25 protein-coding genes are annotated in these 23,442 nt (G+C 66.0%); 13 read left to right on the plus strand and 12 right to left on the minus strand.

Annotated elements, in window-relative coordinates:
- Positions 1-47: 47 nt before the first annotated feature.
- On the minus strand, positions 48-680 hold the full coding sequence (locus U858_RS0112340) for an FMN-dependent NADH-azoreductase (RefSeq protein ID WP_025137465.1): 633 nt from the start codon (positions 678-680) through the stop codon (positions 48-50).
- A gap of 126 nt (positions 681-806) precedes the next feature.
- Between U858_RS0112340 and U858_RS0112345 the strand changes: the two genes are divergently transcribed.
- Complete coding sequence (locus tag U858_RS0112345; RefSeq protein ID WP_025137466.1) at positions 807-1,745, plus strand: LysR family transcriptional regulator; 939 nt, start codon at positions 807-809, stop codon at positions 1,743-1,745.
- Here U858_RS0112345 and U858_RS0112350 read toward each other — a convergent pair.
- From U858_RS0112350 to U858_RS0112375, 6 genes are all read right to left on the minus strand, one after another.
- The gene (locus tag U858_RS0112350; protein ID WP_025137467.1) at positions 1,739-2,668 is read right to left on the minus strand and encodes a glyoxylate/hydroxypyruvate reductase A; all 930 of its coding nucleotides are present in this window, start codon (positions 2,666-2,668) and stop codon (positions 1,739-1,741) included. The genes U858_RS0112345 and U858_RS0112350 overlap by 7 nt on opposite strands.
- A gap of 113 nt (positions 2,669-2,781) precedes the next feature.
- The gene (locus U858_RS0112355) at positions 2,782-4,305 is read right to left on the minus strand and encodes a tripartite tricarboxylate transporter permease (RefSeq protein WP_025137468.1); all 1,524 of its coding nucleotides are present in this window, start codon (positions 4,303-4,305) and stop codon (positions 2,782-2,784) included.
- A gap of 6 nt (positions 4,306-4,311) precedes the next feature.
- Complete coding sequence (locus U858_RS0112360; protein ID WP_025137469.1) at positions 4,312-4,791, minus strand: tripartite tricarboxylate transporter TctB family protein; 480 nt, start codon at positions 4,789-4,791, stop codon at positions 4,312-4,314.
- Positions 4,792-5,007: 216 nt separating this feature from the next.
- Positions 5,008-6,540 (minus strand): sensor histidine kinase, encoded by a 1,533-nt coding sequence (locus tag U858_RS0112365; RefSeq protein WP_029953772.1) that lies wholly within the window; start codon positions 6,538-6,540, stop codon positions 5,008-5,010.
- A gap of 9 nt (positions 6,541-6,549) precedes the next feature.
- Entirely contained in the window at positions 6,550-7,236 is a 687-nt protein-coding gene (locus U858_RS0112370; RefSeq protein ID WP_025137471.1) for a response regulator, read from the minus strand.
- Positions 7,217-7,789 carry an RNA pyrophosphohydrolase gene (locus tag U858_RS0112375; protein ID WP_006217428.1) on the minus strand — a complete coding sequence of 191 codons (573 nt, stop codon included), beginning with the start codon at positions 7,787-7,789 and terminating at the stop codon, positions 7,217-7,219. Before U858_RS0112375 ends, U858_RS0112370 begins: the two co-directional genes overlap by 20 nt.
- A gap of 65 nt (positions 7,790-7,854) precedes the next feature.
- Between U858_RS0112375 and U858_RS0112380 the strand changes: the two genes are divergently transcribed.
- The 10 genes from U858_RS0112380 to U858_RS0112425 all read left to right on the plus strand — a co-directional run bounded on the left by U858_RS0112380 (position 7,855) and on the right by U858_RS0112425 (position 16,857).
- The gene (locus tag U858_RS0112380) at positions 7,855-9,585 is read left to right on the plus strand and encodes a proline--tRNA ligase (protein WP_025137472.1); all 1,731 of its coding nucleotides are present in this window, start codon (positions 7,855-7,857) and stop codon (positions 9,583-9,585) included.
- Between the two features lie 57 nt (positions 9,586-9,642).
- Positions 9,643-10,065, plus strand: a complete 423-nt coding sequence (gene ybgC, locus U858_RS0112385) for a tol-pal system-associated acyl-CoA thioesterase (RefSeq protein WP_025137473.1) — start codon at positions 9,643-9,645, stop codon at positions 10,063-10,065.
- 2 nt (positions 10,066-10,067) lie between these two features.
- Entirely contained in the window at positions 10,068-10,748 is a 681-nt protein-coding gene (tolQ, locus tag U858_RS0112390) for a protein TolQ (protein WP_025137474.1), read from the plus strand.
- On the plus strand, positions 10,748-11,206 hold the full coding sequence (locus tag U858_RS0112395; RefSeq protein ID WP_025137475.1) for an ExbD/TolR family protein: 459 nt from the start codon (positions 10,748-10,750) through the stop codon (positions 11,204-11,206). Before tolQ ends, U858_RS0112395 begins: the two co-directional genes overlap by 1 nt.
- 39 nt (positions 11,207-11,245) lie before the next feature.
- A complete protein-coding gene (gene tolA / locus U858_RS0112400) occupies positions 11,246-12,361 on the plus strand; it encodes a cell envelope integrity protein TolA (protein WP_025137476.1) in 1,116 nt (371 codons plus the stop codon).
- A 20-nt stretch (positions 12,362-12,381) separates the two neighbouring features.
- Positions 12,382-13,704 (plus strand): Tol-Pal system beta propeller repeat protein TolB, encoded by a 1,323-nt coding sequence (gene tolB, locus U858_RS0112405; protein ID WP_025137477.1) that lies wholly within the window; start codon positions 12,382-12,384, stop codon positions 13,702-13,704.
- A gap of 31 nt (positions 13,705-13,735) precedes the next feature.
- Positions 13,736-14,233, plus strand: coding sequence for a peptidoglycan-associated lipoprotein Pal (gene pal, locus U858_RS0112410; RefSeq protein ID WP_025137478.1), 498 nt, complete (start codon positions 13,736-13,738; stop codon positions 14,231-14,233).
- Positions 14,234-14,318: 85 nt separating this feature from the next.
- Positions 14,319-15,011 carry a tol-pal system protein YbgF gene (gene ybgF / locus U858_RS0112415; RefSeq protein ID WP_025137479.1) on the plus strand — a complete coding sequence of 231 codons (693 nt, stop codon included), beginning with the start codon at positions 14,319-14,321 and terminating at the stop codon, positions 15,009-15,011.
- Positions 15,011-16,054, plus strand: a complete 1,044-nt coding sequence (locus U858_RS0112420; protein WP_025137480.1) for an iron ABC transporter permease — start codon at positions 15,011-15,013, stop codon at positions 16,052-16,054. Before ybgF ends, U858_RS0112420 begins: the two co-directional genes overlap by 1 nt.
- Positions 16,051-16,857: an ABC transporter ATP-binding protein gene (locus U858_RS0112425; protein ID WP_025137481.1), complete on the plus strand. Its 807-nt coding sequence runs from the start codon at positions 16,051-16,053 to the stop codon at positions 16,855-16,857. Before U858_RS0112420 ends, U858_RS0112425 begins: the two co-directional genes overlap by 4 nt.
- A gap of 72 nt (positions 16,858-16,929) precedes the next feature.
- Here the strand turns inward: U858_RS0112425 and U858_RS0112430 are convergent, their stop codons facing one another.
- Complete coding sequence (locus tag U858_RS0112430) at positions 16,930-17,427, minus strand: YbaK/EbsC family protein (RefSeq protein ID WP_025137482.1); 498 nt, start codon at positions 17,425-17,427, stop codon at positions 16,930-16,932.
- An 85-nt stretch (positions 17,428-17,512) separates the two neighbouring features.
- On the opposite strand from U858_RS0112430, the gene U858_RS0112435 reads away from it, so the two are divergent.
- On the plus strand, positions 17,513-18,322 hold the full coding sequence (locus U858_RS0112435; protein WP_025137483.1) for an alpha/beta fold hydrolase: 810 nt from the start codon (positions 17,513-17,515) through the stop codon (positions 18,320-18,322).
- Between the two features lie 58 nt (positions 18,323-18,380).
- Here U858_RS0112435 and U858_RS0112440 read toward each other — a convergent pair whose 3' ends face one another.
- The gene (locus U858_RS0112440; RefSeq protein ID WP_025137484.1) at positions 18,381-18,851 is read right to left on the minus strand and encodes an Lrp/AsnC family transcriptional regulator; all 471 of its coding nucleotides are present in this window, start codon (positions 18,849-18,851) and stop codon (positions 18,381-18,383) included.
- Between the two features lie 243 nt (positions 18,852-19,094).
- Here U858_RS0112440 and U858_RS0112445 point away from each other — a divergent pair, with 243 nt between their 5' ends.
- Positions 19,095-20,051 (plus strand): DMT family transporter, encoded by a 957-nt coding sequence (locus U858_RS0112445; RefSeq protein ID WP_029953774.1) that lies wholly within the window; start codon positions 19,095-19,097, stop codon positions 20,049-20,051.
- A gap of 43 nt (positions 20,052-20,094) precedes the next feature.
- Here the strand turns inward: U858_RS0112445 and fusA are convergent, their stop codons facing one another.
- The 3 genes from fusA to U858_RS0112460 form a co-directional block, all read right to left on the minus strand.
- Positions 20,095-22,206, minus strand: a complete 2,112-nt coding sequence (gene fusA / locus U858_RS0112450; RefSeq protein ID WP_025137486.1) for an elongation factor G — start codon at positions 22,204-22,206, stop codon at positions 20,095-20,097.
- A gap of 306 nt (positions 22,207-22,512) precedes the next feature.
- Complete coding sequence (locus U858_RS0112455; protein ID WP_025137487.1) at positions 22,513-22,977, minus strand: universal stress protein; 465 nt, start codon at positions 22,975-22,977, stop codon at positions 22,513-22,515.
- Between the two features lie 87 nt (positions 22,978-23,064).
- Positions 23,065-23,409 carry a TIGR01244 family sulfur transferase gene (locus tag U858_RS0112460; protein ID WP_025137488.1) on the minus strand — a complete coding sequence of 115 codons (345 nt, stop codon included), beginning with the start codon at positions 23,407-23,409 and terminating at the stop codon, positions 23,065-23,067.
- Positions 23,410-23,442: the final 33 nt, after the last annotated feature.

The raw sequence follows: 23,442 nt of genomic DNA on the forward strand, positions 1-23,442 counted from the left end.
CCGGCCGACTTGAAAAAAATGCGGACCCTCGGGTCCGCATTTTTCATTCAGGCCGCTTGCTGCGCGGCCGAGGCCGGTGCTTGCAGCAGCGCGTCGATACGCTCACGGGCCAGCGCCACGCCTTCCAGCGCAGCGGTCTCGCCCATCGCCATGCCTTCGGCGGCGATGAAGGTGACGTCGGTCATGCCCAGGAAGGCCAGCATCTGGCGCAGGTACGGCGTCATGGTGTCCGACGGGGTGCCTTCGGCCTTGCCGCCACGCGCGGTCAACACGAACACCTGCTTACCCTTCACCAAGCCCTCGGGCACCCCTTCCGGCGTATAACGGAACGTGACGCCGGCACGAGCCACGTAGTCCAGATAGCTCTTGAACTGCGCGGGCAGGTTGAAGTTGTAGACCGGCACGGCGAACACGATGCGGTCGGCTTCCTTCAGTTCGGCCACCAGCGTATCGCTGAGTTCGACGATGCGCTGTTGTTCGAGCGTGCGTGCGTCGGCCGGGGTGAACAACGCGCCAGCGGTGGCGCCATCGAAGTACGGCAGCGGCGCAGCGCCGATATCGCGGGTGGTGATGACTGCGGCGGGCTCGGCCTGCTTGACGCGGGCGACCAGGTGGTCGGCCAATTGCTTGCTGTGCGAGCGATCGCCGAGAATCGAGGAAAGGATTACCAGGGTCTTCATGTCTTAATCTCCAGTGGGGACCGCGCGGAGGGGGCAGGTCCTGAATGCATGGCCTCACTGTAGATCGCTTAATTGATCACATAAACCCCTGTATGATGAACTACTCGTTCCACACATAGAACAATCATGCAAGATCTGAACGACCTCTACTACTTCTCCCAAGTCGTCGAGCAGGGCGGCTTCAGCGCGGCGGCCCGGGCGTTGGATATCCCCAAATCGCGCCTGTCGCGCCGCATTTCCCACCTGGAAGAAAGCCTGGGCGTGCGGCTGCTGCAACGCACGACCCGCCGGCTTCGGCTGACGGCCGCGGGCGAACGCTATCTGCACTACTGCCGCGAGATGGCGGCGTCGGCCCGTGCGGCGGACGACGCCATGCGCCAGTTGCAGTCCGAACCGTCCGGCCCGGTGATCGTCAGTTGCCCGGTGTCGATCGCGCAGGATGTGCTGGCCCCGCTGCTGCCCGAATTCCTGGATGCCTGGCCGGCGATTTCGGTGCAGCTGCTGGTGACCAACCGCCGGGTGGACCTGATCCGCGAAGGCGTGGACCTGGCGCTGCGCGTGCGGACCAAGCTGGATACCGATGCCGAACTGGTGGTGCGCCACCTGGGCACGGCGCGCGGCACGCTGGTGGCCAGCCCAGGCTACCTGCAACGCCACGGCACGCCCGATACGCCGCAGGACCTGGCCTCGCACACGACGCTGAGCTTCAGCGATCCGCAGAACGAAGTGCGCTGGCCCCTGCGCAATGACAAGGGCGAAGAGGTGCACGTCGAATTGAAGCCGCAGCTGTCATGCAACGACTTCATCGTGCTGGTGGAGGCCGCGGTGCGCGGCCGCGGCATCGCGCTGCTGCCCTCCATTGCGACGCACGAGGAACTGCGGCGCGGCCAGCTGGTGCCGGTGCTGCCGCAATGGCAATCGCCGGAAGGCATCGTGCACTGCATCTATCCGTCGCGCCGCGGCATGATGCCCGCGGTGCGCACGCTGCTGGATTTCCTGTCGCAGCGCCTGCCCGCCACCTACCAACGGCTGGAAAAGCAAGGCACTGCGCTGCCTGCTCAGTAACCGCGCGAGCGTTCGACCACGCCCGTGATGGGCTCGCCGCGCATCAAGAGCGCCACCTTGGCCGCGATCTGCTCGATGCTTTCGTCGCGCAGAGTGCGCGCGGCGATGTGCGGCGTGACGTGCACGCGCGGGTCGCGCCAGAACGGATGGTCTTTGGGCAGCGGCTCGGTGTGAAAGACATCCAGTGTGGCGCCGGCGATCTCGCCTTCTTCGAGCATCTGCACCAGGTCTTCTTCGACCAGGTGTTCGCCCCGGCCGACGTTGACCAGATGCGCCTCGGGCAGCAATTGGCCCAAGGTGCTGCGGTTGAGGATGCCGCGAGTATCGGGCGTGAGCGGCAGTACGTTGACCAGGAAACGCGTGCGGGCCAGGAAGGCCGGCAAGGCGTCCTGCCCGGAGAACGTCTGCACGCCGGGGATATCGCGCGGCGTGCGCGACCAGCCGGCCACGGGGTAGCCGAATTCGGCCAGTGTCTGCGCCACGCGGGCGCCGACTTGCCCCAGGCCCAGCACGCCGACCGGCCAGTCGGCCTGGCGCGTGCCTTCGCGGGTGTCCCAGTGCTGGCGCGCCTGGGCTTCGTCGAAGGCCTGGAAATCACGCGACACGCGCAGCAAGGCGTAGAGCGCGTATTCGGCCATCTGCACCGACATGCCGGCATCTTCGAGGCGCACGATGCGCACCTGCGGCGGAATCTCGGGCATCTTGAGCAAGGCGTCCACGCCCGCGCCCAGATTGAACAAGGTGGTGATGCCGGTTTCGTGGCTGAACAGTTCTGCCGGCGGCCGCCAGACCAGGGCGACTTCAGCGCCCGACGGCGGGCCATCGGGATTCCAGACGGAAATGCGGCAACCGGGCATGGCGGCTTCCAGGCGCGGGACCCAGACATCGGGATCGTGCAGGGGGCAGGCAAAGAGTATGTGCATGACGGTGATCTGTGCGGGCTGGAGAAACCACAAGCATGCGGCAAGGCGGCCCGTAAATCAAACGGCCCGGCTTGAAAGCCGGGCCGTGCGCACATCAGGTACCGCCAGCCGGATCAGGCCGTCTGCGTGACCTGCGGCTTGTTCTTGCCCTTGTTGCGGCGCAGGAAGGCCCACACCTGCAACAGGATCAAGAGTGCGCTGGCGCCGATGAACCAGGCGCTGATCGGGCGCTGCACGAACACCGCCAGGTCACCGCGCGACAACAGCAGCGCGCGACGGAAGTTCTCTTCGACCATGGGGCCGAGCACGAAGCCGAGCAGGATGGGCGCAACCGAGAATTCCAGCGTCATCAGGATGGCGCCGATCACACCGAAGGCCAGCACTTCCCAGATCTGGAAGAGGCTGTTCTGCGTACTGAACACGCCCACTGCGATGAAGAACAGCGCGGACGGGAACAGGTAGCGGTACGGCACCTGCAAGAGCTTGACCCACACGCCGATCAGCGGCACGTTCAGCACCATCAGCAGCACGTTGCCGACCCAGAAGCTGGCGATCAGGCCCCAGAAGATGTCCGGATGCTCGGTGATGAGCTGCGGGCCGGGCTGGATGCCCTGGATCAGCAGCGCGCCCAGGATCAGCGCCATCACGGCGTCGCCCGGAATGCCCAGGCTCATCGTCGGGATGAAGTCGACCTGCGTCTTCGAGTGCGACGACGCTTCGGGCGAGGCCACGCCGGCGATCATGCCGGTGCCGAACTTCTCGGGCGTCTTGGAGATCTTGCGTTCCAGCGCGTAGGCCACGAAGGTGGTGATGGTGGGACCGGTGCCGGGCATGGCGCCGAACAGCGTGCCCACCGCGGTGCCGCGCACCATGGGCCAGAAGGCCGTCTTCAGTTCCTGCTTGCTGGGCCGCATGTCGCGCAGGCGCAGCTTGGCGCCGCTGCCGATGATGGTCATGCGGTTGACGCTCATCAGGAAGTCGGCCACGCCGAACAGACCCATCGAGATCGCCACCAGTTCCAGGCCGTCGGACAGGTCGAGCAGGCCGAACGAGAAGCGGATGGTGCCGGTGTTGACGTCGGTGCCCACCACGCCGCACATCAGGCCGAAGAGCGTCATGGCAACGCCCTTCAGGGGCGAGCCGCGCGACATGGTCGCGCCGGCCAGCAGGCCCAGCAGCATGATCGAGAAGATCTCGGTCGGACCGAACTTGAACGCCACTTCGACCAGCAAGGGCGAAGCGAAGATCATGACGATGATCCCGACCGAAGCCGCGAAGAACGAACAGATCATCGTGATGCCCAGCGCGGTTCCGCCCTTGCCCTGTTTGGTCAGGGGATAACCGTCAAGGCAGGTCACCGCGTGCGGCGGATGCGAAGGCAGGTTGAGCAGGATCGCGCCAATGGCGCCGCCGTATTGCGAACCGTAGAAGATACCGGCCAGCATCAGGATGGCGGGCACCGGCTGCATCACGTAGGTCAGCGGCAGCAGGATGGAAATGGCCGACAGCGCGCCCATGCCGGGCAGCACGCCGATGAGGTTGCCCACCAGCACGCCGAAGAACGACCACATCAGGTTGTGGAACTGGAACGCGACGCCGAAGCCGTACCAGAGGTCCATCAAAGATTGAGAGATCATGGCGCTTCAACCCCAACGAAACAGCGGCAGCTGCAGTTGCAGCGCCCACCAGAAAACCACCACCGCGATGGCGGACATGCCGAGCGACAGTACGAATGCCTGCTTGATCGTGTTCTTGCGATCACCCAGGGCAGAAATGAAGACGATGGCGAACGTGGCGGGCAGCAGGCCGCCCCAGTGGCCCAGCACCAGGAACGCCAAGGTGCCCAGCAGGATGCAGGCGCCGCCGCGGAAATCCGGCAGGCCGTGCGCGTGGCCGTCGCCCGGCGCCGGCGGGGTCGCCTCGCCCGAACGCGCGGAGATCGCGATCAGTATTCCGGTCAGCGCCAGCAGGCCGCCCAATGCCGCGGGAAAGAACCCCGGGCCCATGTGGCTGAGCGATCCGATGTGATAGTCCGTACCACCGTAAATCGCCCCCAATCCGATAAGGACCATCAGCGCGCCGCCGTAGTAGTCCTTTCTGTTAATTGTTTTTTGCACTTCCATCCTCCTGAAGCAGGGCCGTGCAGCCCTTGAGGCGCCGCTCAGATCGAGCGCCACCCGGCCCTTTACGACAGACCGGCTCGCAGATTACGGAAGCAAGCTGCTAATCCGCTTTCTATGCGCTGTCGCATTCCTGAATCCAGGGGTTATCCCTGATGGAAACAGGCCGCTTCGGCAATGATGGCTAGGAGGAAAGAATGAAAGCTGAGTTGGACAAATCTACTGTTCGCCCGTGAACTCGACGTCGGTGGGACGCGGATACTGCGACACCGTGGGGGCCAAGGGCAGCCACAGCACGGACGCCAGGCCCACCCCGCCCTGGTCGTTGGACTCGCCGTCGCGCAGTTCGATGTCGCCGTCGTTGCGGCGGGCGTAGGCGCGGGCGATCGCCAGGCCCAGGCCCGATCCGGACGAGGCCACGGGCTTGTCGGTGCCGACCCGCTCGAAGCGGGCGAAGGCGCGGGCGCGCAGAAGCGGCTCGAGCCCGGGGCCGTTGTCGGACACGGCGACTTCGGCGCGGTTGTCGATCCGGCTGACCGAAACCGTGATGCGCGCTCCCTCGGGCGCGTAGTGGATGGCGTTGTGCACCAGGTTGGACAAGGCCTCGTGCAGTTCGGCCTCGTTGCCGGACACGGGCGCGCCGACCTCCTGGCCCTGTTCGTTGACGGCCTGCACCCAACCCAGGTCCTGCTGCTTTTCGTGCGCGAGCGGCAGGTACTGCAGCACCACTTCGCGCGAGACGGCATTCATGTCCAGCAATTGGCGCGGCAGCGGATCGGCCTGGTTGGCATGCGCCAGCGACAGCAGCTGTTCGGTCAGGCGGCGGGTACGGCCCAGTTGGTCGACGATGGCGCGCAGGCCTTCCTGGGCCCGCGCGGGGTCGCGTTCGCGCAGCGCGTACTGGGCCTGGGTCAGCATGATGGCCAGCGGGGTGCGCAGCTGGTGCGAAGCGTCGGCCAGGAAGCCCGACTGTTCTTCGAGCACGCGCCGGTAGCGGGCGATATGGTGATTGACGGCATCGACCAGCGGCGCCACTTCGCTGGGGACGCGCGCGGCGTCCAGCGGGGTCAGGTCGTCGGGGCGCCGGTTACGGATGTCGGCGCGCAGGCGCCGCAGCGGCTTCAAGGCCCACGACACGCCCCACCAGACCAGCAGCACGACCAGCGCCAGCATGCGGGCGTCGCGCAGGATTTCCTGGCGCCGCGCGTTGTTTTCGGCCTCGATGCGCTTGCCGGTGCTTTCGGCGACCAGCACCAGCACCTGGCGGTGGTTGCCCTGGTAATACAGGTCGCGCACCACCGACACGACCCGTACCGGGTCGTTGCGGTAGACGCCGTCGTAGAACACGGGCTGGCCATTGGCGCGTGGCCAGGTGGGCGGACGCGGCAGCTCGGGCATGCCCAGAAGCGTCTTGCCCTGCTCGGTGGGCACGGGTGAATCGTCAGGCAGGGGCGGATCGATCTGTTCGATGCGGAAATACTTGCGGAGGCCCGCCCGAGATTCCAGCATGACCTGGGCGTACAGGGGCGTAGCCACCTGCAGCGAGCCGTCGGGCGTGAATTCCAGGCTGCTTTCGAGTACCCGGGCGGGTTCGACCAGCGCGCTGTCGTAGGCCTCGTTGGTGATCTCGGACAGGGTGCGGTAGTCGTTCAGGCTGTCGATGACCAGCAGCGCCACCACGCCGGGCAGCAGCAGGATGATCAGCAGGGCGCGAATGCCGACCCGCGGCAGTCCAGGGATCCGGAGGCTCACGGGGACCGATCAGGTGTCGGCGGCTTCGCTGGCGACGCTTTCCAGCATGTAGCCCAGCCCGCGCACGGTCACGATGCGGACGTCGCTGCCGGCCAATTTCTTGCGTAGGCGGTGCAGCACCACTTCGATCGCGTCGGGATTGGCCTCGCTGTCGTGCGTGAACACCTTGCCGAACAGCTGCGATTTGTCCACGGGGTAGCCACTGCGGGTGAGCAGGGCTGCCAGGGCGGCGTGTTCGCGCGGGGTCAGGAACAGCAGCGAGCCGTCGAGCGTGAAGGCGCGGCTTTCGCTGTCGTAGGACAGCGAGCCGCACTGCAGCCGCGGATGCTGGCGGCCGCGGCTGCGGCGCACCAGGGCGGTCAGGCGGGCTTCGAGTTCTTCGAGAGCGAACGGCTTGGTCAGGAAGTCGTCGGCGCCCAAGTTCAGGCCCCGCACCCGGTCCTGCAGCGCGCCTTGGGCGGTGAGCAGCAGGACCGGCGTGCGGTCGTCGCGGTTGCGCATTTCGCGCAGCACGACCAGGCCGTGCTTGTCCGGCAGGCGCAGGTCCATGACGATGGCATCGTATTCGGTGCCCGCCATGAAGGCTTCCGCCGTGCGGGCATCGGCCGCGTGATCGGGCACGAACCCGCTTTGCGCAAGCGCGCGCATGAGCCAGGACGCCATGTCCCGTTCATCTTCAACCAACAATATGCGCATGACCGTCCGTTCCTTCGGGCAAGTTCTCTGCCGCCCGCTGCCCATGCACGCGCTGACGCAGGTAGCGGGTTTCGTGATGACGCCGAAAGAGGATTGCTGACAACTCGTTCAACGCCTGGGTATAGACGTCTCGCTTGAACTCGATGACGGCATCCAGGGGCACCCAATACTGGCTCCAGCGCCAGGCATCGAATTCCGGATGCTGCGTCGCGCGCAGGCACACGTCGCTGTCACGTCCCACCAGGCGCAACAAGAACCAAATCTGTTTTTGTCCTTTATAGTGGCCACGCCACTCACGCCGGACGAAGTGATCGGGCACGTTATAACGTAACCAATCGCGTGTACGCCCCAAAATACGGACATGCTCGGGCTTTAGGCCCACCTCTTCATGGAGCTCGCGATACATGGCCTGCACCGGGCTTTCGCCGTACTTGATGCCACCCTGAGGGAACTGCCAGGCATGTTCCCTGATACGCTTGCCCCAAAAGACCTCGTTTCTGCTATTGACGAGAATGATGCCGACATTGGGGCGGTAGCCTTCGCGGTCAAGCATGGGCCACCCCCACCGAATTCAATACAATTACAGTCGATTATACGTATCTGCTGCCACCTTTAAACATGCGCGCATCCAACTACCACATCAACACCCTCAAAGAAGCCCCTTCCGAAGCCGAAGTCGCCAGCCACCAGCTGATGACCCGGGCCGGGATGATCCGCAAGCTCGCGGGCGGCATCTACACCTACATGCCCCTGGGCCTGAAGATCATCCGCAAGGTCGAGGCCATCGTCCGGGAGGAAATGAACGCCTCCGGCGCGATCGAGCTGCTGATGCCGGTAGTCCAGCCGGCCGAGCTCTGGATGGAATCGGGCCGCTGGGAGCAATACGGCGCCGAACTGCTGCGCATCAAGGACCGGCACCAGCGCGATTTCGTGCTGCAGCCCACCTCGGAAGAGGTGATCACCGACATCGCCCGCAATGAAATCCACAGCTACCGCCAGCTGCCGCTGAATTTCTATCACATCCAGACCAAGTTCCGGGACGAACGCCGCCCGCGCTTCGGCCTGATGCGCGGCCGCGAATTCACCATGAAGGACGCTTACTCCTTCGACCGCGACGAAGCCGGCGCCCAGCGCAGCTACGACATCATGTATGCCGCCTACATGCGCATTTTCGGCCGCCTGGGCCTGGAATTCCGCGCCGTGGCCGCCGATACGGGCTCGATCGGGGGCACCCGCAGCCATGAATTCCAGGTCATTGCCGACACCGGCGAAGACCTGCTGGTCTACAACGCCGAGACGGACTACGCCGCCAACATCGAGCTGGCCGAGGCGGTCAGCCTGTACCCGACGCGCGGCGCCGCCACCCAGGCGATGGCCGACGTGGCCACCCCGGGTGCAGCCAAGTGCGAAGACGTGGCCCGCCTGCTGGGTATCCCGCTCGAACAGACGGTGAAGTCCATCGTCCTGGCCACCGACGGCGAAAAGGGCAAGGTCGACGTCTGGCTGCTGCTGCTGCGCGGCGACCACGAACTCAATGAAATCAAGGCTGGCAAGCTGCCGGGCCTGGCGGGCTTCCGTTTCGCCACGGAAACCGAGATCGTCGAGCACTTCGGCTGCAAGCCGGGCTACCTGGGCCCGGTCCGCACCGTGCGCCCGGTGCACGTCATTGCCGACCGCACCGTGGCCAACATGGCCGATTTCGTCTGCGGCGCGAACCGCGAAGACTTCCACATCCAGGGCGTCAATTGGGGACGCGACCTGCCCGAGCCCGAGCTCGTGGCCGACCTGCGCAACGTGGTCGCGGGCGACCCGTCGCCGGACGGCAAGGGCACGCTGTCCATCCAGCGCGGCATCGAAGTGGGCCACGTGTTCTACCTGGGCAAGAAGTACTCCGAAGCCCTAAAGGCCACCTTCCTGGACGAAACCGGCAAGCCGGCCACCCTGGAAATGGGCTGCTACGGCATTGGCGTGACCCGCATCGTCGGCGCCGCCATCGAGCAGAACCACGACGCCCGCGGCATCATCTGGCCCCGTGCCATTGCGCCGTTCGAAGTGGTGATCTGCCCGGTGGGTTGGGGCAAAAGCGAAACCGTGCGTAACACCTCCTTGAAGCTGTACGAATCGCTGCTGGCGCGCGGCGTGGACGTCATTCTGGACGACCGCGATGCCCGCCCCGGCGTGATGTTTGCCGAGTGGGAACTGATCGGCGCTCCGCTGCGCGTAACAGTTGGAGAACGCGGATTGAACGACGGTGTGGTGGAATTGCAGGCCCGTCGGGAAACCGAAGCGGCCAAGATTCCGGTAGAGTCCGCGCTTGAAGCCGTGCTGACGAAACTCGACACGCTGTAAACCCTAAAGTAACTACGGACTTTTCGCGTCCCGACCCGCATTATCAAAGCCCGCATCGTGACCGATCCGAAGTCCGCCGAATCCCGCCTGCAAGTCCGTGTCTACTACGAAGACACGGATGCGGGCGGGGTGGTTTTCTACGCTAACTACTTGAAATTCCTGGAACGCGCCCGCACCGAGTGGCTGCGCGACCTGGGCGTCAACCAATCCGACCTGGCCACCGGCGAGCAACGCCTGTTCGTTGTCCGCTCGCTGGACATGTCCTACCGCAAACCCGCCAAACTGGACGATTTGCTAACTATTCGCAGCCGGGTCACAAAATTGGGCCGCGCTTCGATACACTTCGCGCAGCGCGCAGAACGGGACGGGGAACTGCTTGCCGAAGGCAACATCCAAGTCTGCTGCGTCGATGCCGTCAACATGCGGCCGGTGGAACTACCGGCCGACGTCCGCGCCAAACTGGAATCAATTCAGGAATAACCATGCAAGCCACCAACGACATGTCGTTGCTTTCGTTGATTTCGCACGCCAGCGTGCCCGTCCAGCTGATCATGCTGATGCTGCTGGGCATCTCGATCATGTCCTGGACGTACATCTTCGCCAAGCGGCTCGCCATCAAGCGCGCCCACGCCCAGACCCGCCGTTTCGAAGACGACTTCTGGTCGGGCGGCGACCTGTCCATGCTGCAACAGGCCGTGGCCTCGCGCCGCGACGAGCAAGGCGCCCTGGCCCGCATCTTCGATGCCGGCATGACCGAATTCCTGAAAGCCCGCCGCGGCAACGCCGGCAGCGACGCCACCGCCCTGCTGGACGGCCCGCGCCGCGCCATGCGCGCGGCCTACCAGCGCGAAATGGACGCGCTGGAATCGCACCTGAACTTCCTGGCCTCGGCCGGTTCGGTATCGCCGTACATCGGCCTGCTCGGCACCGTGTGGGGCATCATGCATGCCTTCATCGGCCTGTCGAACATGCAGCAGGCCACGCTGGCCTCGGTGGCCCCCGGTATTGCCGAAGCGCTGATCGCCACCGCCATCGGCCTGTTCGCCGCCATCCCGGCCGTCGTCGCCTACAACCGCTTCACCAACGACATCGACCGCATCTCGATCCGTTTCGACAGCTTCGTCGATGAATTCCTGAACATTCTGCAACGGCAGGTGCGCTAATGCCCTCGGTAAGCTCGCGCGGCAGGTCCGGCCGCCGCATGAAGGCCGACATCAATGTGGTGCCGTACATCGACGTGATGCTGGTGCTGCTGGTCATCTTCATGGTGACCGCGCCTCTCATCACACCGGGCCTGATCCAGCTGCCTTCGGTCGGCGCGGCATCCGACGTGCCGGTCAAACCGCTGGAAGTCCAGATTTCGGAAGACGGCAAGATCGCGCTGCGCATGCGCGAGCCCGGCGCCACCCTGCAGGACATCGCCCGCCCCGAACTGGTGGCGCAGGTGCGTTCGCGCATCACCGCCGAAACGCCGGTGGTGATCGCCGCCGACGGCAAGGTGCCCTACGAGACGGTCGTGAAGGTCATGGACGAACTGCGTACCAATGGCATTACCCGCCTGGGCCTGCTGGTGGACCAGTCCGCCGGCGGCAATCAGCCTGCCCCCGCGAAAAGACGCTAACGCGACGCCCTCCGCCGGCTCTGCCGGCTTGCAACGCTCATGACGCCACCCATCATTCGACACCACAGCGGCCCGCCGGCCACCCCGCCCAACAACGACAACCGGATCGCGTTGATCCTGGCGTTGCTGGTGCACGCCCTGCTGCTGGCCGTGTTGATCTTCAACCTGAACTGGCGCACCGAGACCCCGGGCCCCGTGGAAGTCCAGCTATGGGCCGACGGCGTGTCGCCGGACGCGACCCCGCCCAAGCCCCAGCCCGAACCGCCCAAGCCGCAGCCTCAACCAAAGCCGCAGCCCCAGCCCGAGCCTGAAAAGGCGCCCGAGCCGCCGCCCCCGCCGCCCAAGCCGGACCCCCAGGTCCAGCCCAAGACCGAAGAAGTGGATCCGGAAATCGCGCTGCAGGAAGCCAAGAAAAAGCGCGAACAGGAAGAGCAAGCCCGCCAGGCCGCCGAGGCCGCCAAGGAAAAGGCGCGCCTGGAAGACGAGCGCAAGCAGGCTGAACTGAAGGAAAAGAAGCGCCTGGAGCAGGAACGCCAGGCCGCCGAGAAGGCTGCCGCCGACAAGGCCGCGGCTGAGAAGGCCGCTGCCGAAAAGAAGGCCAAGGACGACGCCGCCAAGAAGGCGGCTGCCGAAAAAGCCGCCGCTGACAAGGCCGCGGCCGACAAGGCGGCTGCGGACAAGGCTGCGGCGGAAAAAGCCGCTGCCGACAAGGCCGCTGCCGAGAAGGCTGCCGCCGAAAAGAAGGCCAAGGAAGAAGCCGCCAAGAAGGCCGCCGCCGACAAGGCGCTGAAGGACGCGTTCCGCAACGACGCCCTGGGCGCAGCCGGCATCCCCGGCGGCACCGCCGACCGCAACCAGACGGGTGGCGCGGGTGGCCGCGATGCCGGCTACGGCGCCAAGGTGCGCGCTTGCGTGCAGCCCGGTGTGGCCTATCCGACCCCACCTCGCAGCGGCGCCGATAACCCGACGGCCGAATACCAAGTAAAGTTGAATACCTCAGACGGAAAGGTCACTGCGGTTACGATTACCAGATCTTCGGGTATTCCCGCATTTGACCGCGCAATCGAAAGCGGCATCCGCCGCTGCAACCCGTTCCCGAAACCTTCTAATGGCCGCTACGAACCGAGTATCTACGGTGAGTACAGCATGTACTAATAGACAGGAGATTGCTGATTATGACTCCCGCCCCTAGCCGACGAGCCCCCCAACCCGCCCTGTGGCGACTGTACGGACTCGGACTGCTGCTGCTCGCGCTGGCCTGCCTGATGGCCATGAAGCCCGCCCAGGCGCAGCTTCGTGTCGACATCTCGGGGACCGGCGCGACCCAATATCCCGTCGCCATCGCCGATTTCGCGGTGGATGACTCCCATGGCCGTGCCCTGGCTGAAGTGATCCGCGCCGACCTGACCCGCACGGGCCAGTTCCGCCTGATCAGCGCCGCCGGTTCGGGCCTGAACGTCGATTCGCCCATCGCCCACGACGACTGGCGCGGCAAGGGCGCCGACTTCATCGCTTACGGCAGCATCGTGCGTGGCAGCGATGGCCGCTACGACGTGCGCTACCGCCTGGCCGACACGGTCAAGAAGGGCCAGCTGGACGGCGTCGCGTTCTCGGGTACCGAGCAGGAACTGCGCCGCGTCGCCCACCAGATCGCCGACCGCATCTACGAAAAGATCACCGGCGTGCGCGGCGTGTTCTCGACCCGCATCGCCTACGTGCTCAAGCAAGGCCCGACCTACGAACTGCAAGTGGCAGATGCCGACGGCCAGAACCCGCAGGTTGCCCTGCGTTCGCGCGAGCCGATCATTTCGCCGGCCTGGTCGCCGGATGGCGCCAAGCTGGCCTACGTGAGCTTCGAATCCGGCAAGCCGGTCGTGTACGTTCACACCCTGGCCACCAGCGCCCGCGTGCCGGTCGCCAACTTCAAGGGCAACAACAGCGCCCCCGGTTGGTCGCCCGACGGCACCCAGCTGGCCGTGGCCCTGACGCGTGACGGTTTGTCGCAAATTTACATCGTTAGCGCGGCCGGCGGCTCGAATATGAAGCGAGTTACGCGTTCTCCCGGGATTGACACCGAGCCGAGCTTTACGCCAGACGGCCGTTCCATTATCTTTACCAGTGACCGCAGCGGCGGGCCGCAGATTTATCAAACCGGCCTGGACGGTGGCGATGCTCGCCGCCTCACGTTTAATGGTGGTTACAACATCTCACCCCGAATTTCCCCCGATGGATCGACGTTGCTGTACGTTGCCAGACGCGACGGCGCGTTCCGGATCGCATCGTTGAACCTGTCCTCCGGCTCGGAGAACTTGTTGACCGATGGTCGTGACGATCAGTCGCCAAGCTTCGCGCCGAACGGCATGCAAGTCCTTTACGCCGCCATCCAAAATGGCCGTAGCGTGCTTGCTGGCGTCTCGAGCGATGGCCGCGTACGACAAACGCTTTCGGTACTGAACGGGGAAATACGTGAACCGACTTGGGGCCCATTTACCCGATAACACGTGTGACTCTCTTTGCAAAGGAACTATCATGAAGTCGCGCATTGCCAAAAGCCTAACCATCGCCGCTCTGGCCGCCACCCTGGCAGCTTGCAGCTCCGTCCCTCTCGACGATAAAGCGGGTCAGGGCGGAGGCGCTGGCCAAGGATCGGCCTCTGGCCAGATCCTTGATCCCTTCAACCCCCAAAGCATCCTGGCGCAACAGCGCTCGGTGTACTTTGACTTCGACAGCTACACGGTGTCCGACCAGTACCGCGGTTTGGTGGAAACCCACGCCCGTTACCTGGCTTCGCACCAGCAGCAGAAAATCAAGATCGCAGGCAACACCGACGAACGCGGCGGCGCCGAGTACAACCTGGCCCTGGGCCAGCGCCGTGCCGACGCAGTGCGTCGCATGATGACCCTGTTGGGCGTCAGCGACAACCAGATCGAGACCATCAGCTTTGGTAAAGAAAAGCCGAAGGCGACTGGTACGTCGGAAGCCGACTTTGCGGAAAACCGCCGCGCCGATATCGAATATCAGCGTTAAGCTTTCCGTATAGCTAAGTGCCCCACCACGCGTCGGGACGGTCAGCCGGCCGTCCCGACGTTTGTTTTTATACCCGGGAATTTTCATGCGCGATAACGTTCTGTCCCTGCGTCCTTTGATTGCGGCCACCGGCCTGGTGCTTGCGGCCCTGACGGCGCCCGCCCACGCTTTTTCCGATGATGAGGCCCGCAAGGCCATCCTGGATTTGCGCCAGCAAGTACAGCAGCAGAACGAGCAGAGCCAACGCGCCAAGCTCCAATTGGCCGACCAGATTCAAGCCCTGCAGCAGGAAGTTGCCCAACTGCGTGACCAGCTCGAGCTGGTGTCGCGCCAGCAGCCCAGCGCCAACAAGCCGGGCGGCGCCGCGGGTGGCGCCAACCCGCCGGGCGCGACCGCCGGCGATCCGCAAGAACAGGCCGCCTACGACGGCGCCATCGACCTGTTCCGCAAGGGCCAGTACAAGGAAGCGTCCGAATCGCTGGCCGCCTTTACCGCGCTCTACCCCGCCAGCCAGTTGGCCCCCAGCGCCCAGTTCTACCTGGGCAGCAGCCGCTATGCCCTGAAGGACTTCAAGGGCGCGATCGAACAGCTGAACGCCATGGTGCAGAAGGCCCCGGACAACGGCCGCGCGCCCGATGCGCTGCTGGTCATTGCCGGCAGCCAGATCGAAATGAACAACCGCGCCGCCGCCAAGACGACGCTGCAGCGCATTGTTCGCGACTACCCCACCGCACCGGCCGCCAGCACGGCCAAGAGCCGCCTGCAACTGCTGCAGTAATGGCCGACGCCGCATCCGCGGTCGCCGCTTACCGGCACATCCTGCGCCGCCGCGCAGGGCTCATTGCCCTGCTGCTGGCGGCGATTTTCATTGGGCTGCTGCTGGATTTCACCCTGGGGCCCTCGGGCCTGGGCTGGGGCGAGCTGTGGCGCACCCTGACCGGGCCGGCCACGGCCGACCCGACCTTGCGGGTCATCGTCTGGGACATCCGGCTGCCCTACGCACTGATGGCCGCGCTGGTGGGCATGGCGCTGGGCCTGGCCGGCGCCGAGATGCAGACCATCCTGAACAACCCGCTGGCCAGCCCCTTTACCCTGGGCGTGTCGTCGGCCGCCGCCTTTGGCGCGTCGCTGGCGATCGTGCTGGGGCTGGGCATTCCCGGCATTCCGGACGGCTGGTTGATCGCCGGCAATGCATTCCTGTTTGCCATGCTGGCCGCCCTGCTGCTGGATTTCGTGGCGCGCCGCGGCGGCATGAACACGTCCGGCGTGGTGCTGTTCGGCATCGCCATGGTGTTCACCTTCAATGCGCTGGTGTCGCTGGTGCAGTTCACGGCCAGCGCCGAGGCGTTGCAGAACCTGGTGTTCTGGACCATGGGCAGCCTGTCGCGGTCCAGCTGGACCACGGTGGCCGCGCTCGGCCTGGCATTCGCGCTGGCGTTGCCGCTGGCCATGCGGCAGTCCTGGAAGCTGACGGCGCTGCGGCTGGGCGAAGAACGCGCAGCCAGCTTCGGCGTCGACGTGCGGCGTGTGCGCGTGACCGCCCTGGCGCGCGTCAGCCTGCTGTCGGCGCTGGCCGTGGCGTTCGTCGGCACGATCGGGTTCATCGGCCTGATCGCCCCGCACATCGCCCGCCGGCTGGTGGGCGAAGACCACCGTTTTTTCCTGCCGGGCAGCGCCCTGGTGGGCGGCGTCATCCTGTCGCTGGCGTCGGTGGCATCGAAGAACCTGGCGCCAGGCGTGATCGTGCCGGTGGGCATCGTGACCTCGTTGATCGGCATTCCCTTTTTCGTGGCGGTGGTGCTGCGCCGGAGCATGCCGTGACGGCGGCGCTTGCCCCGCACCCCGCGCTGGCGGTCAGCCACATCAGCGCCGGCTATGGCGGCGCGGACGTGCTGCACGACCTGTCGCTGCCTGATCTGACGGCGGGAGAAGTCACCGCCCTGCTGGGCCCGAACGGCAGCGGCAAGTCGACGTTGCTCAAGGCTTTGGCCGGCCTGATACGGGTGCGTACCGGCCACGCGAGGCTGGATGGGCTGGACCTGGTGCACCTGGATTTCGCCACGCGCGCGCGGCACCTGGTCTACCTGCCGCAAAGCCTGCCCGCCGCGGTGCACCTGCGGGTATTCGAGTCGGTGCTGGTGGCGGCTCGCGCCAGCGAGGCCGTGGGGCCGCCGGCCAGCCTGCACGATATCGACCGCCTGCTGGAACGGCTGGGCATCGGCCACCTGGCCCTGCACTACCTGGATGCGCTGTCCGGCGGACAGAAGCAGCTGGTGGGCCTGGCCCAGGCGCTGGTGCGCCGACCGCGGGTGCTGCTGCTGGACGAACCGCTATCGGCGCTGGACCTGAATTACCAGTTCCATGTGATGCGGCTGTTGAAGCAGGAAACCGACGACCACGGGCTGATCACCGTGATCGTGCTGCACGACCTGAACGTGGCGTTGCAGCACGCCGACCGCGCGGTGATGATCCATGGCGGGCGGCTGGTGGCGGCTGGCGCGCCTGCCGAGGTGATCACGCCGGCCGCGCTGGCCACGGTGTACGGGGTGCAGGGCCGGGTCGAGGCCTGCTCGCGCGGCCGCTTGCAAGTGCTGATCGACGACCTGCAAGCGCGGCCGCACTGACGCGGTCTGGGCGAAGCCGGGTGCAGGCCTTGCCCCGACATGAAGCGCCCGAGCCGCGCGCCCTGCGCCGTCTCAGGCGCGCAGCGCCACGTCGGCCACGGGCGCACCCGTCATGGCGGCCAGTTGCTGCGGGGTCAGGTTGAACACGGCGTGCGGATGCCCGGCGGCGGCCCACAGGCTGTCGTACTGGAACAGATCCTGGTCGAGCAGCATGACCGGCTTGACGGCGTGGCCGATGGGGCAGACGCCGCCGATGGCGTAGCCCGTCATGTCGCGCACGAACTTGGCGTCGGCCTTGGCCAGTGCGCCGACCTGATCCGCCACCTTGACCTCGTCGACACGGTTCACGCCGCTGGCGATGACCAGTACCGGCGCGTCATCGGAAGCGCGGCGAAAGATGATCGACTTGGCGATCTGCGCCACTTCGCAGCCCAGGCCCGCCGCCGCTTCCGCCGAGGTCTTGCCGGTCTGCGGTAGCACCACCACGGGCTTGTCGTGGCCCAGTTGCTGCAGCAGGCGGGCGACGCGCTGGGCGGACTCGGGAAGCTCGGCGGGCGTGGCGGATGACATCGGGCGGACTCCGTTCGTAGGGAAGAAATCGGGAAATGAGTGTATCAGCCTAAAATGCGGGCCTGGCTTTTCCTACCCGTACCCCATGCGTTCCGAACCCGTATTGCCCCTGCAGACCGCCGAAATCGGCGGCTACGCCCTGTCCTACACCGAATACGGCGAGGGTGCGCCCCTGGTGCTGGTGCACGGTTCGCTGTCTGACAGCCGCTACTGGAAATCGCAGATGGCACCGCTGGGGCGCTCGTTCCGGGTGCTGGCGGTGTGCCTGCGGCGCTACTGGCCCGAAACCTGGAATGGCGAAGGCGACGGCTTCTCGGTAGCCCAGCATGCCGCCGACGTACTGGAATTCATTGATCGCGTGGCGGGCGAACCCGCCCATCTGGTGGGCCATTCGCGTGGTGGCCGCGTGGCGCTGGAAGCCGCCTTGACGCGGCCGGACGCGCTGCGCAGCCTGACACTGGCCGACCCCGGCCTGGCGCTGCCTGGCGATGACGATGCGCGCGGCGGTTTTCGGCAGCGTGCGCTGGAATTGATCCGCGACGGCGCCATCGAGGAAGGCCTGGCGCTGTTCGTGGATACGGTGACCGGGCCGGACACCTGGCAGCGCATGGTGCCGTGGTTCAAGGACATGGTGCGCGACAACGTCGGCACACTGTTCGGCCAGGCCCGCGAAACGCCGGCCGCGCTGGGCGCCGCCGAGATCGGATCGATTGCGCTGCCCACGCTGCTGATCGGCGGCGCGCTCAGCCCTGCCCCCTACCCGGCCCTGCTCGACACGCTGGAACAATGGCTGCCGCAATCGCAGCGCGTGACCATCGCGGGCTCGTCGCACGGCATGAACCTGGGCAATCCGCGCGCCTTCAACGGCGCCATCGAAGCCTTTCTGCGCGGCTAGGCGGGTAGCCGATCATCGGCCTGCGCGCGGCTGCCAGCCGCCTGGCCCGCCCGCGCCGTCAGGGTTCGACCGACGGCGTGTGCTTCAGGCGCTTGAGCACGAAGGTGGAGCGGCTGTGCCGCACGCCGGGCAGCTTGTAGAGCCGTTTGCGCAGGAATTCTTCATAGCCCTCGGTACCGGCCACGGCCACCTTGATGAGGTAGTCGTATTCGCCGGTGACCAGGAACGCCTCGACCACCTGCGGCAAGCGGGTGATGGCCTCGCCAAAGCGCGCCAGGGTGTCGTCATCGTGGTGTTCGAGGGTGACCTCGATCATGACCGTGTCGGGCAGGCCCAGCGCTTTCTGGTTCAGGAGCGCCGCGTAGCCTTCGATGACACCGGCATCTTCCAGGGCCTTGACCCGGTTCCAGCACGGGGTGGGCGACAGGCCGACCTGTTCGGCCAGCTTGAGATTGGTGAGCCGGCCGTCGGTGCGCAGCGCGCGCAGGATCTTGCGGTCGGTTTCGTCGATTTTCGGGGCGGTGGACACGGCAGCGGATCCGTAAAAGAGAATTTCCCTGCAAAAGACGATTTTAGAGGATAAGCCTTTTCCTTTTTCACGTAATCTGACGGGAATCAGGAAACCTATTTTCCCGGTCTGGCCGTAGACTTTCCAGCAAGACGGGCACCACCCCGCCCGTCGTATCCAGCGTGAAGCGCCGCGGCACAACCCGGCGCCCGCGCCGGGCGTCTCCCGCAGCAGGCCGCGCGTCGATCCGCGCGGTGGAAAATCATGTCTCACGCAGCAGCAGTACCCGCAAGAACCGGCCTGGGCCTGTCCGGCACCGCCATGCTCCTGGCCGCACCGGCGCTATTCGCCTCGAACATGGTGGCCGCCCGCTGGGCCCATGACGCCGCCCTTCCCCCCGTTTTCCTGGCCTTCGGCCGCTGGCTGATCGCCTTGTTGATCCTGCTGCCGCTGGCTGCGCCGGCCCTGCTGCGGCATCGCCAGGCGCTGTGGCGCGGGCTGCCCGCGTTGCTGCCGCTGGCGGTGCTGGGCATGGGCGTGGCCGTGGCGCCGCAATACATCGGCGCCCAATCGACCAGCGCCACCAACATCGCCCTGATCTTCTCTTGCAGCCCGATCCTGGTGGCGCTCTTGGAAGCCCTGCTGTGGCGCAAGCCCTTGCCGCCACTGCGCGCGGCCGGCCTGGCGTTGGCGCTGGGCGGCGTGCTGGTCGTGCTGACGCGCGGCGATGCCCACGCCCTGGCGCGGCTGGCGTTCGGCCAGGGTGACCTGTGGGTGCTGCTGGCCGCCACCGGCTGGGCGTTCTACACGGTGCTGCAAAAGCGCCTGACGCTGCCGGCGGTGCCGGACAGCGCGCGCCTGGCGACGATGATGCTGGGCGGCGTGATTGCCCTGGCGCCGTTTGCCGGCATCGAGGCTGCGGCCGGCGCCACGCCGCCCTGGACCGATCCGCGCCTGGCGGCGGTGCTGCTGTTTCTGGCGGTGGTGCCCAGCCTGGGCGCGTATTACGTCTATGGCCGGCTGATCAGCCGTGCCGGACCGGCGACGGCGGGCCTGTCGATGTTCCTGGTGCCGGTGTATGCCGCGCTGCTGGCCTGGCCGCTGCTGGGCGAGGCGCCGCAGCTGTTCCACGCCTACGGCTTCGTGATGATCCTGCTGGGCGTGAAGCTGGCGTCGACGCGGCTGCGCGCCCGCACAGCGACGGCCGCCGCCCCCGCGTGAAGCCGGGACGACCGGCAGCGGCTACGCTGCCGGCCGTTGCCGATCAGCGGCCCGCGCCTTGGGCCGCGATGACTTCCTGCGCCACGTTGCGCGGCGCTTCGGCGTAGTGCTTGAACTCCATCGTGTAGGTGGCGCGGCCCTGCGTCAGGGAACGCAGCGAGGTCGAATAGCCGAACATCTCGGCCAACGGCACCTCGGCGCGCACCACTTTGCCGCCGCCCCCGGCGATGTCTTCCATGCCCTGCACCATGCCGCGGCGTGACGACAGGTCGCCCATGACGTTGCCGGTGAAGTCTTCGGGCGTTTCGACCTCGACCTGCATCATCGGTTCGAGCAATACCGGGTCGGCCCGGCGCATGCCGTCCTTGAAGGCCATCGAACCCGCCATCTTGAAGGCGTTTTCGTTGGAGTCGACGTCGTGGTACGAACCGAAGAACAGCGTCACCTTGACGTCCACCACCGGGTAGCCCGCCAACACGCCAGCGTTGAGCGTTTCGCGGATGCCCTTGTCCACCGCGGGGATGAACTCGCGCGGCACCACGCCGCCCTTGATGGCATCGACGAATTCGTAGCCCTTGCCCGGCTCTTGCGGCTCAAGCTTGAGCACGACGTGGCCGTACTGGCCGCGGCCGCCGGACTGCTTGACGAACTTGCCTTCGACCTCGTCGCAAGTCTTGCGGATGGTTTCGCGGTAGGCCACCTGGGGCTTGCCCACCGTGGCCTCGACGCCGAACTCGCGCTTCATGCGGTCGACCAGGATTTCCAGGTGCAGCTCGCCCATGCCCGAGATGATGGTCTGGCCCGATTCTTCGTCGGTGCGCACGCGGAACGAGGGATCTTCCTGCGCCAGGCGGCCCAGGGCGATGCCCATTTTTTCCTGGTCGGCCTTGGTCTTGGGCTCGACCGCCTGCGAAATGACGGGCTCGGGAAAGACCATGCGTTCGAGCACGATGACGTGCGCGGGATCGGACAGCGTGTCGCCCGTGGTGACGTCCTTGACGCCCACGGCCGCGGCGATGTCGCCCGCGTAGACCTCGGTGATCTCGCGCCGTTCGTTGGCGTGCATCTGCAGGATGCGGCCCAGCCGTTCCTTCTTTTCCTTGATCGGGTTGTAGACCGAGTCGCCGGACTTCACCACGCCGGAATACACGCGGAAGAAGACCAGCTGGCCGACGAAGGGGTCGGTCATGATCTTGAAGGCCAGCGCCGAGAACGGTTCCTTGTCGGTGGGATGGCGTTCGATGTCATGGTCGCGTTCGTCGTGGCCCTTGATGGCGGGCACGTCGACCGGCGACGGCAGGTAGTCGATCACCGCGTCCAGCATGGCCTGTACGCCCTTGTTCTTGAACGCGCTGCCACACAACATGGGGACGATTTCGTTGGCGACCGTGCGCTGGCGCAGGCCCTGCTTGATCTCGGCTTCGGTAAGCGCTTCGCCGCCCAGGTACTTTTCAAGCAGCGCCTCGTTGGCCTCGGCGGCTTTCTCGACCATCTTGTCGTGCCATTCCTGCGCCTGCGCTTGCAGCGCGGGCGGAATGTCGCGGTATTCGAAGCGCACGCCCTGGCTGGCGTCGTCCCAGATGATGGCCTTCATTTTGACCAGGTCGATGACGCCTTCGAAGCCGTCTTCGGCGCCCACCGGCAGCTGCACCGGCACGGCATCGCCCTTCAGGCGTTCGTGTATCTGGCGCTGCACGCGCAGGAAGTCGGCGCCGACGCGGTCCATCTTGTTCACGAACGCCAGGCGCGGCACGCGGTACTTGTTGGCTTGGCGCCAGACGGTTTCGGATTGCGGCTGCACGCCGCCCACGGCGTCGTAGACCATCACGGCGCCATCCAGCACGCGCATCGAGCGTTCGACCTCGATCGTGAAGTCGACGTGGCCCGGTGTATCGATGATGTTGATACGGTGTTCGGGATAGTTGCCAGCCATGCCTTTCCAGAAGGCCGTGGTGGCGGCGGACGTGATGGTGATGCCGCGTTCCTGCTCTTGTTCCATCCAGTCCATCACGGCGGCGCCGTTGTGCACTTCGCCGATCTTGTGGGTGATACCGGTATAGAAGAGGATGCGCTCGGTGGTCGTCGTCTTGCCCGCGTCGATGTGGGCGCTGATGCCGATGTTCCGGTATAGCTCGATAGGCGTCTTGCGAGTCATGGCCTCGTTCCTTGCAGTAATCACCAGGAAGAACGGCAGGGTCCGACCGGACGCTGCCGCGGCGGGCGCCATGCCGCGTGAGAGGTGTGCTCGGGATGTTGCGAAATCGCGCCCGCACTTATCCGTAAATATTACGCGCCGCAGGCGCGTTTACAAGCTTTAGCCATAAGCGCCATAGGGGATGGCGCGCACGGCGGGCCGGGCATGAAAAAAGCCCCTCGCAAGACAAGGGGCTTAGCCATGCATCGGCCAGGTTTGCGGCCTGGCAACGCCGGGCGGCCTGACAGCCGCCTGACGCTTTGGCGATTACTTCTTTTCTTCCTTGACGCGGTAGACCAGCACGGCGGTGCTGGCCAGCGACAGCACCTTGGCGGTGACGCTGCCCAGCAGCAGGCGCGACAGGCCGCTGCGGCCGTGGCTGCCGATGAAGATCAGGTCGCAGCCGGCGTCGGCGGCGGCCTGGACGATGCCGTCGGCCACGTTGAAGTTGGACACAGCACGCGCCTCGGCCTTCACGCCGCCGGTGTCGGCGCGGTCGGTGATCTGCTTGAGGTACTTGTCGGCCTGTTCGGCGGAGGCCTTTTCGTAGTCTTCGTCGGTGATGGCGTAGGCGGCGGCCATGCCGTCAAAACCGATGGTGGCGGCGAAAGGCTGCGTCACGTAGAGCGCGACGACGTCGGCGCCCACGGAACGTGCGAAGGAAATGCCGGCGTTGGCGGCTTGGGCCGACAGCGGCGAGCCGTCGGTGGGAATCAGGATCTTCTTGAACATCTTGCCTGCTCCTGTTTGAGAGGAAGCTCCATGCTACCGGAAACCCGCCAGGTTCACATCAAGCGAACCTGGGGCGCTTGATGCGCGTCAACCCAGCTGCTGGGCGGCGGCGAACAGGTTGGTGCAGCGGGTGCCCGTGCGGCAGTACGCCAGCACCGGGCCCGGCAGGGTGCGCAGCAGCTCGGCGAACCGGACCACGTCGGCGGCGGTCATGGCGCTGCCCACGACGGGTTGGTATTCGATTTTCAGGCCCGCGGCGGCCGCGGCCTTGGAGACGTCGGCTGCGGTGGGCTGGTCGGGGCCGCCTTCGAAATCGGGGCGGTTGATGATGACGCTTTTATAGCCGGCGGCGGCCACGTCGGCCATGTCGTCGGGACCCAGTTGCGGGGCGACGGCGAAGTTCTCGGTAAGGGGCTTGATGGGTGCGGACATGGCGATTCCTTGATGGGGACAGCTAAATATTAT

Source organism: Achromobacter sp. DH1f (assembly GCF_000633435.1).
In the GTDB taxonomy this organism is placed as follows: Bacteria; Pseudomonadota; Gammaproteobacteria; order Burkholderiales; family Burkholderiaceae_B; genus Achromobacter; species Achromobacter deleyi.

Coding starts and splice junctions, on each gene's coding strand:
- U858_RS0112340 (WP_025137465.1), bottom strand. CDS start 680: ATGAAGACCCTGGTAATCCTTTCCTCGATTCTCGGCGATCGCTCGCAC.
- U858_RS0112345 (WP_025137466.1), top strand. CDS start 807: ATGCAAGATCTGAACGACCTCTACTACTTCTCCCAAGTCGTCGAGCAG.
- U858_RS0112350 (WP_025137467.1), bottom strand. CDS start 2,668: ATGCACATACTCTTTGCCTGCCCCCTGCACGATCCCGATGTCTGGGTC.
- U858_RS0112355 (WP_025137468.1), bottom strand. CDS start 4,305: ATGATCTCTCAATCTTTGATGGACCTCTGGTACGGCTTCGGCGTCGCG.
- U858_RS0112360 (WP_025137469.1), bottom strand. CDS start 4,791: ATGGAAGTGCAAAAAACAATTAACAGAAAGGACTACTACGGCGGCGCG.
- U858_RS0112370 (WP_025137471.1), bottom strand. CDS start 7,236: ATGCGCATATTGTTGGTTGAAGATGAACGGGACATGGCGTCCTGGCTC.
- U858_RS0112375 (WP_006217428.1), bottom strand. CDS start 7,789: ATGCTTGACCGCGAAGGCTACCGCCCCAATGTCGGCATCATTCTCGTC.
- U858_RS0112380 (WP_025137472.1), top strand. CDS start 7,855: ATGCGCGCATCCAACTACCACATCAACACCCTCAAAGAAGCCCCTTCC.
- tolQ (WP_025137474.1), top strand. CDS start 10,068: ATGCAAGCCACCAACGACATGTCGTTGCTTTCGTTGATTTCGCACGCC.
- U858_RS0112395 (WP_025137475.1), top strand. CDS start 10,748: ATGCCCTCGGTAAGCTCGCGCGGCAGGTCCGGCCGCCGCATGAAGGCC.
- tolA (WP_025137476.1), top strand. CDS start 11,246: ATGACGCCACCCATCATTCGACACCACAGCGGCCCGCCGGCCACCCCG.
- tolB (WP_025137477.1), top strand. CDS start 12,382: ATGACTCCCGCCCCTAGCCGACGAGCCCCCCAACCCGCCCTGTGGCGA.
- pal (WP_025137478.1), top strand. CDS start 13,736: ATGAAGTCGCGCATTGCCAAAAGCCTAACCATCGCCGCTCTGGCCGCC.
- ybgF (WP_025137479.1), top strand. CDS start 14,319: ATGCGCGATAACGTTCTGTCCCTGCGTCCTTTGATTGCGGCCACCGGC.
- U858_RS0112420 (WP_025137480.1), top strand. CDS start 15,011: ATGGCCGACGCCGCATCCGCGGTCGCCGCTTACCGGCACATCCTGCGC.
- U858_RS0112430 (WP_025137482.1), bottom strand. CDS start 17,427: ATGTCATCCGCCACGCCCGCCGAGCTTCCCGAGTCCGCCCAGCGCGTC.
- U858_RS0112435 (WP_025137483.1), top strand. CDS start 17,513: ATGCGTTCCGAACCCGTATTGCCCCTGCAGACCGCCGAAATCGGCGGC.
- U858_RS0112445 (WP_029953774.1), top strand. CDS start 19,095: ATGTCTCACGCAGCAGCAGTACCCGCAAGAACCGGCCTGGGCCTGTCC.
- fusA (WP_025137486.1), bottom strand. CDS start 22,206: ATGACTCGCAAGACGCCTATCGAGCTATACCGGAACATCGGCATCAGC.
- U858_RS0112455 (WP_025137487.1), bottom strand. CDS start 22,977: ATGTTCAAGAAGATCCTGATTCCCACCGACGGCTCGCCGCTGTCGGCC.
- U858_RS0112460 (WP_025137488.1), bottom strand. CDS start 23,409: ATGTCCGCACCCATCAAGCCCCTTACCGAGAACTTCGCCGTCGCCCCG.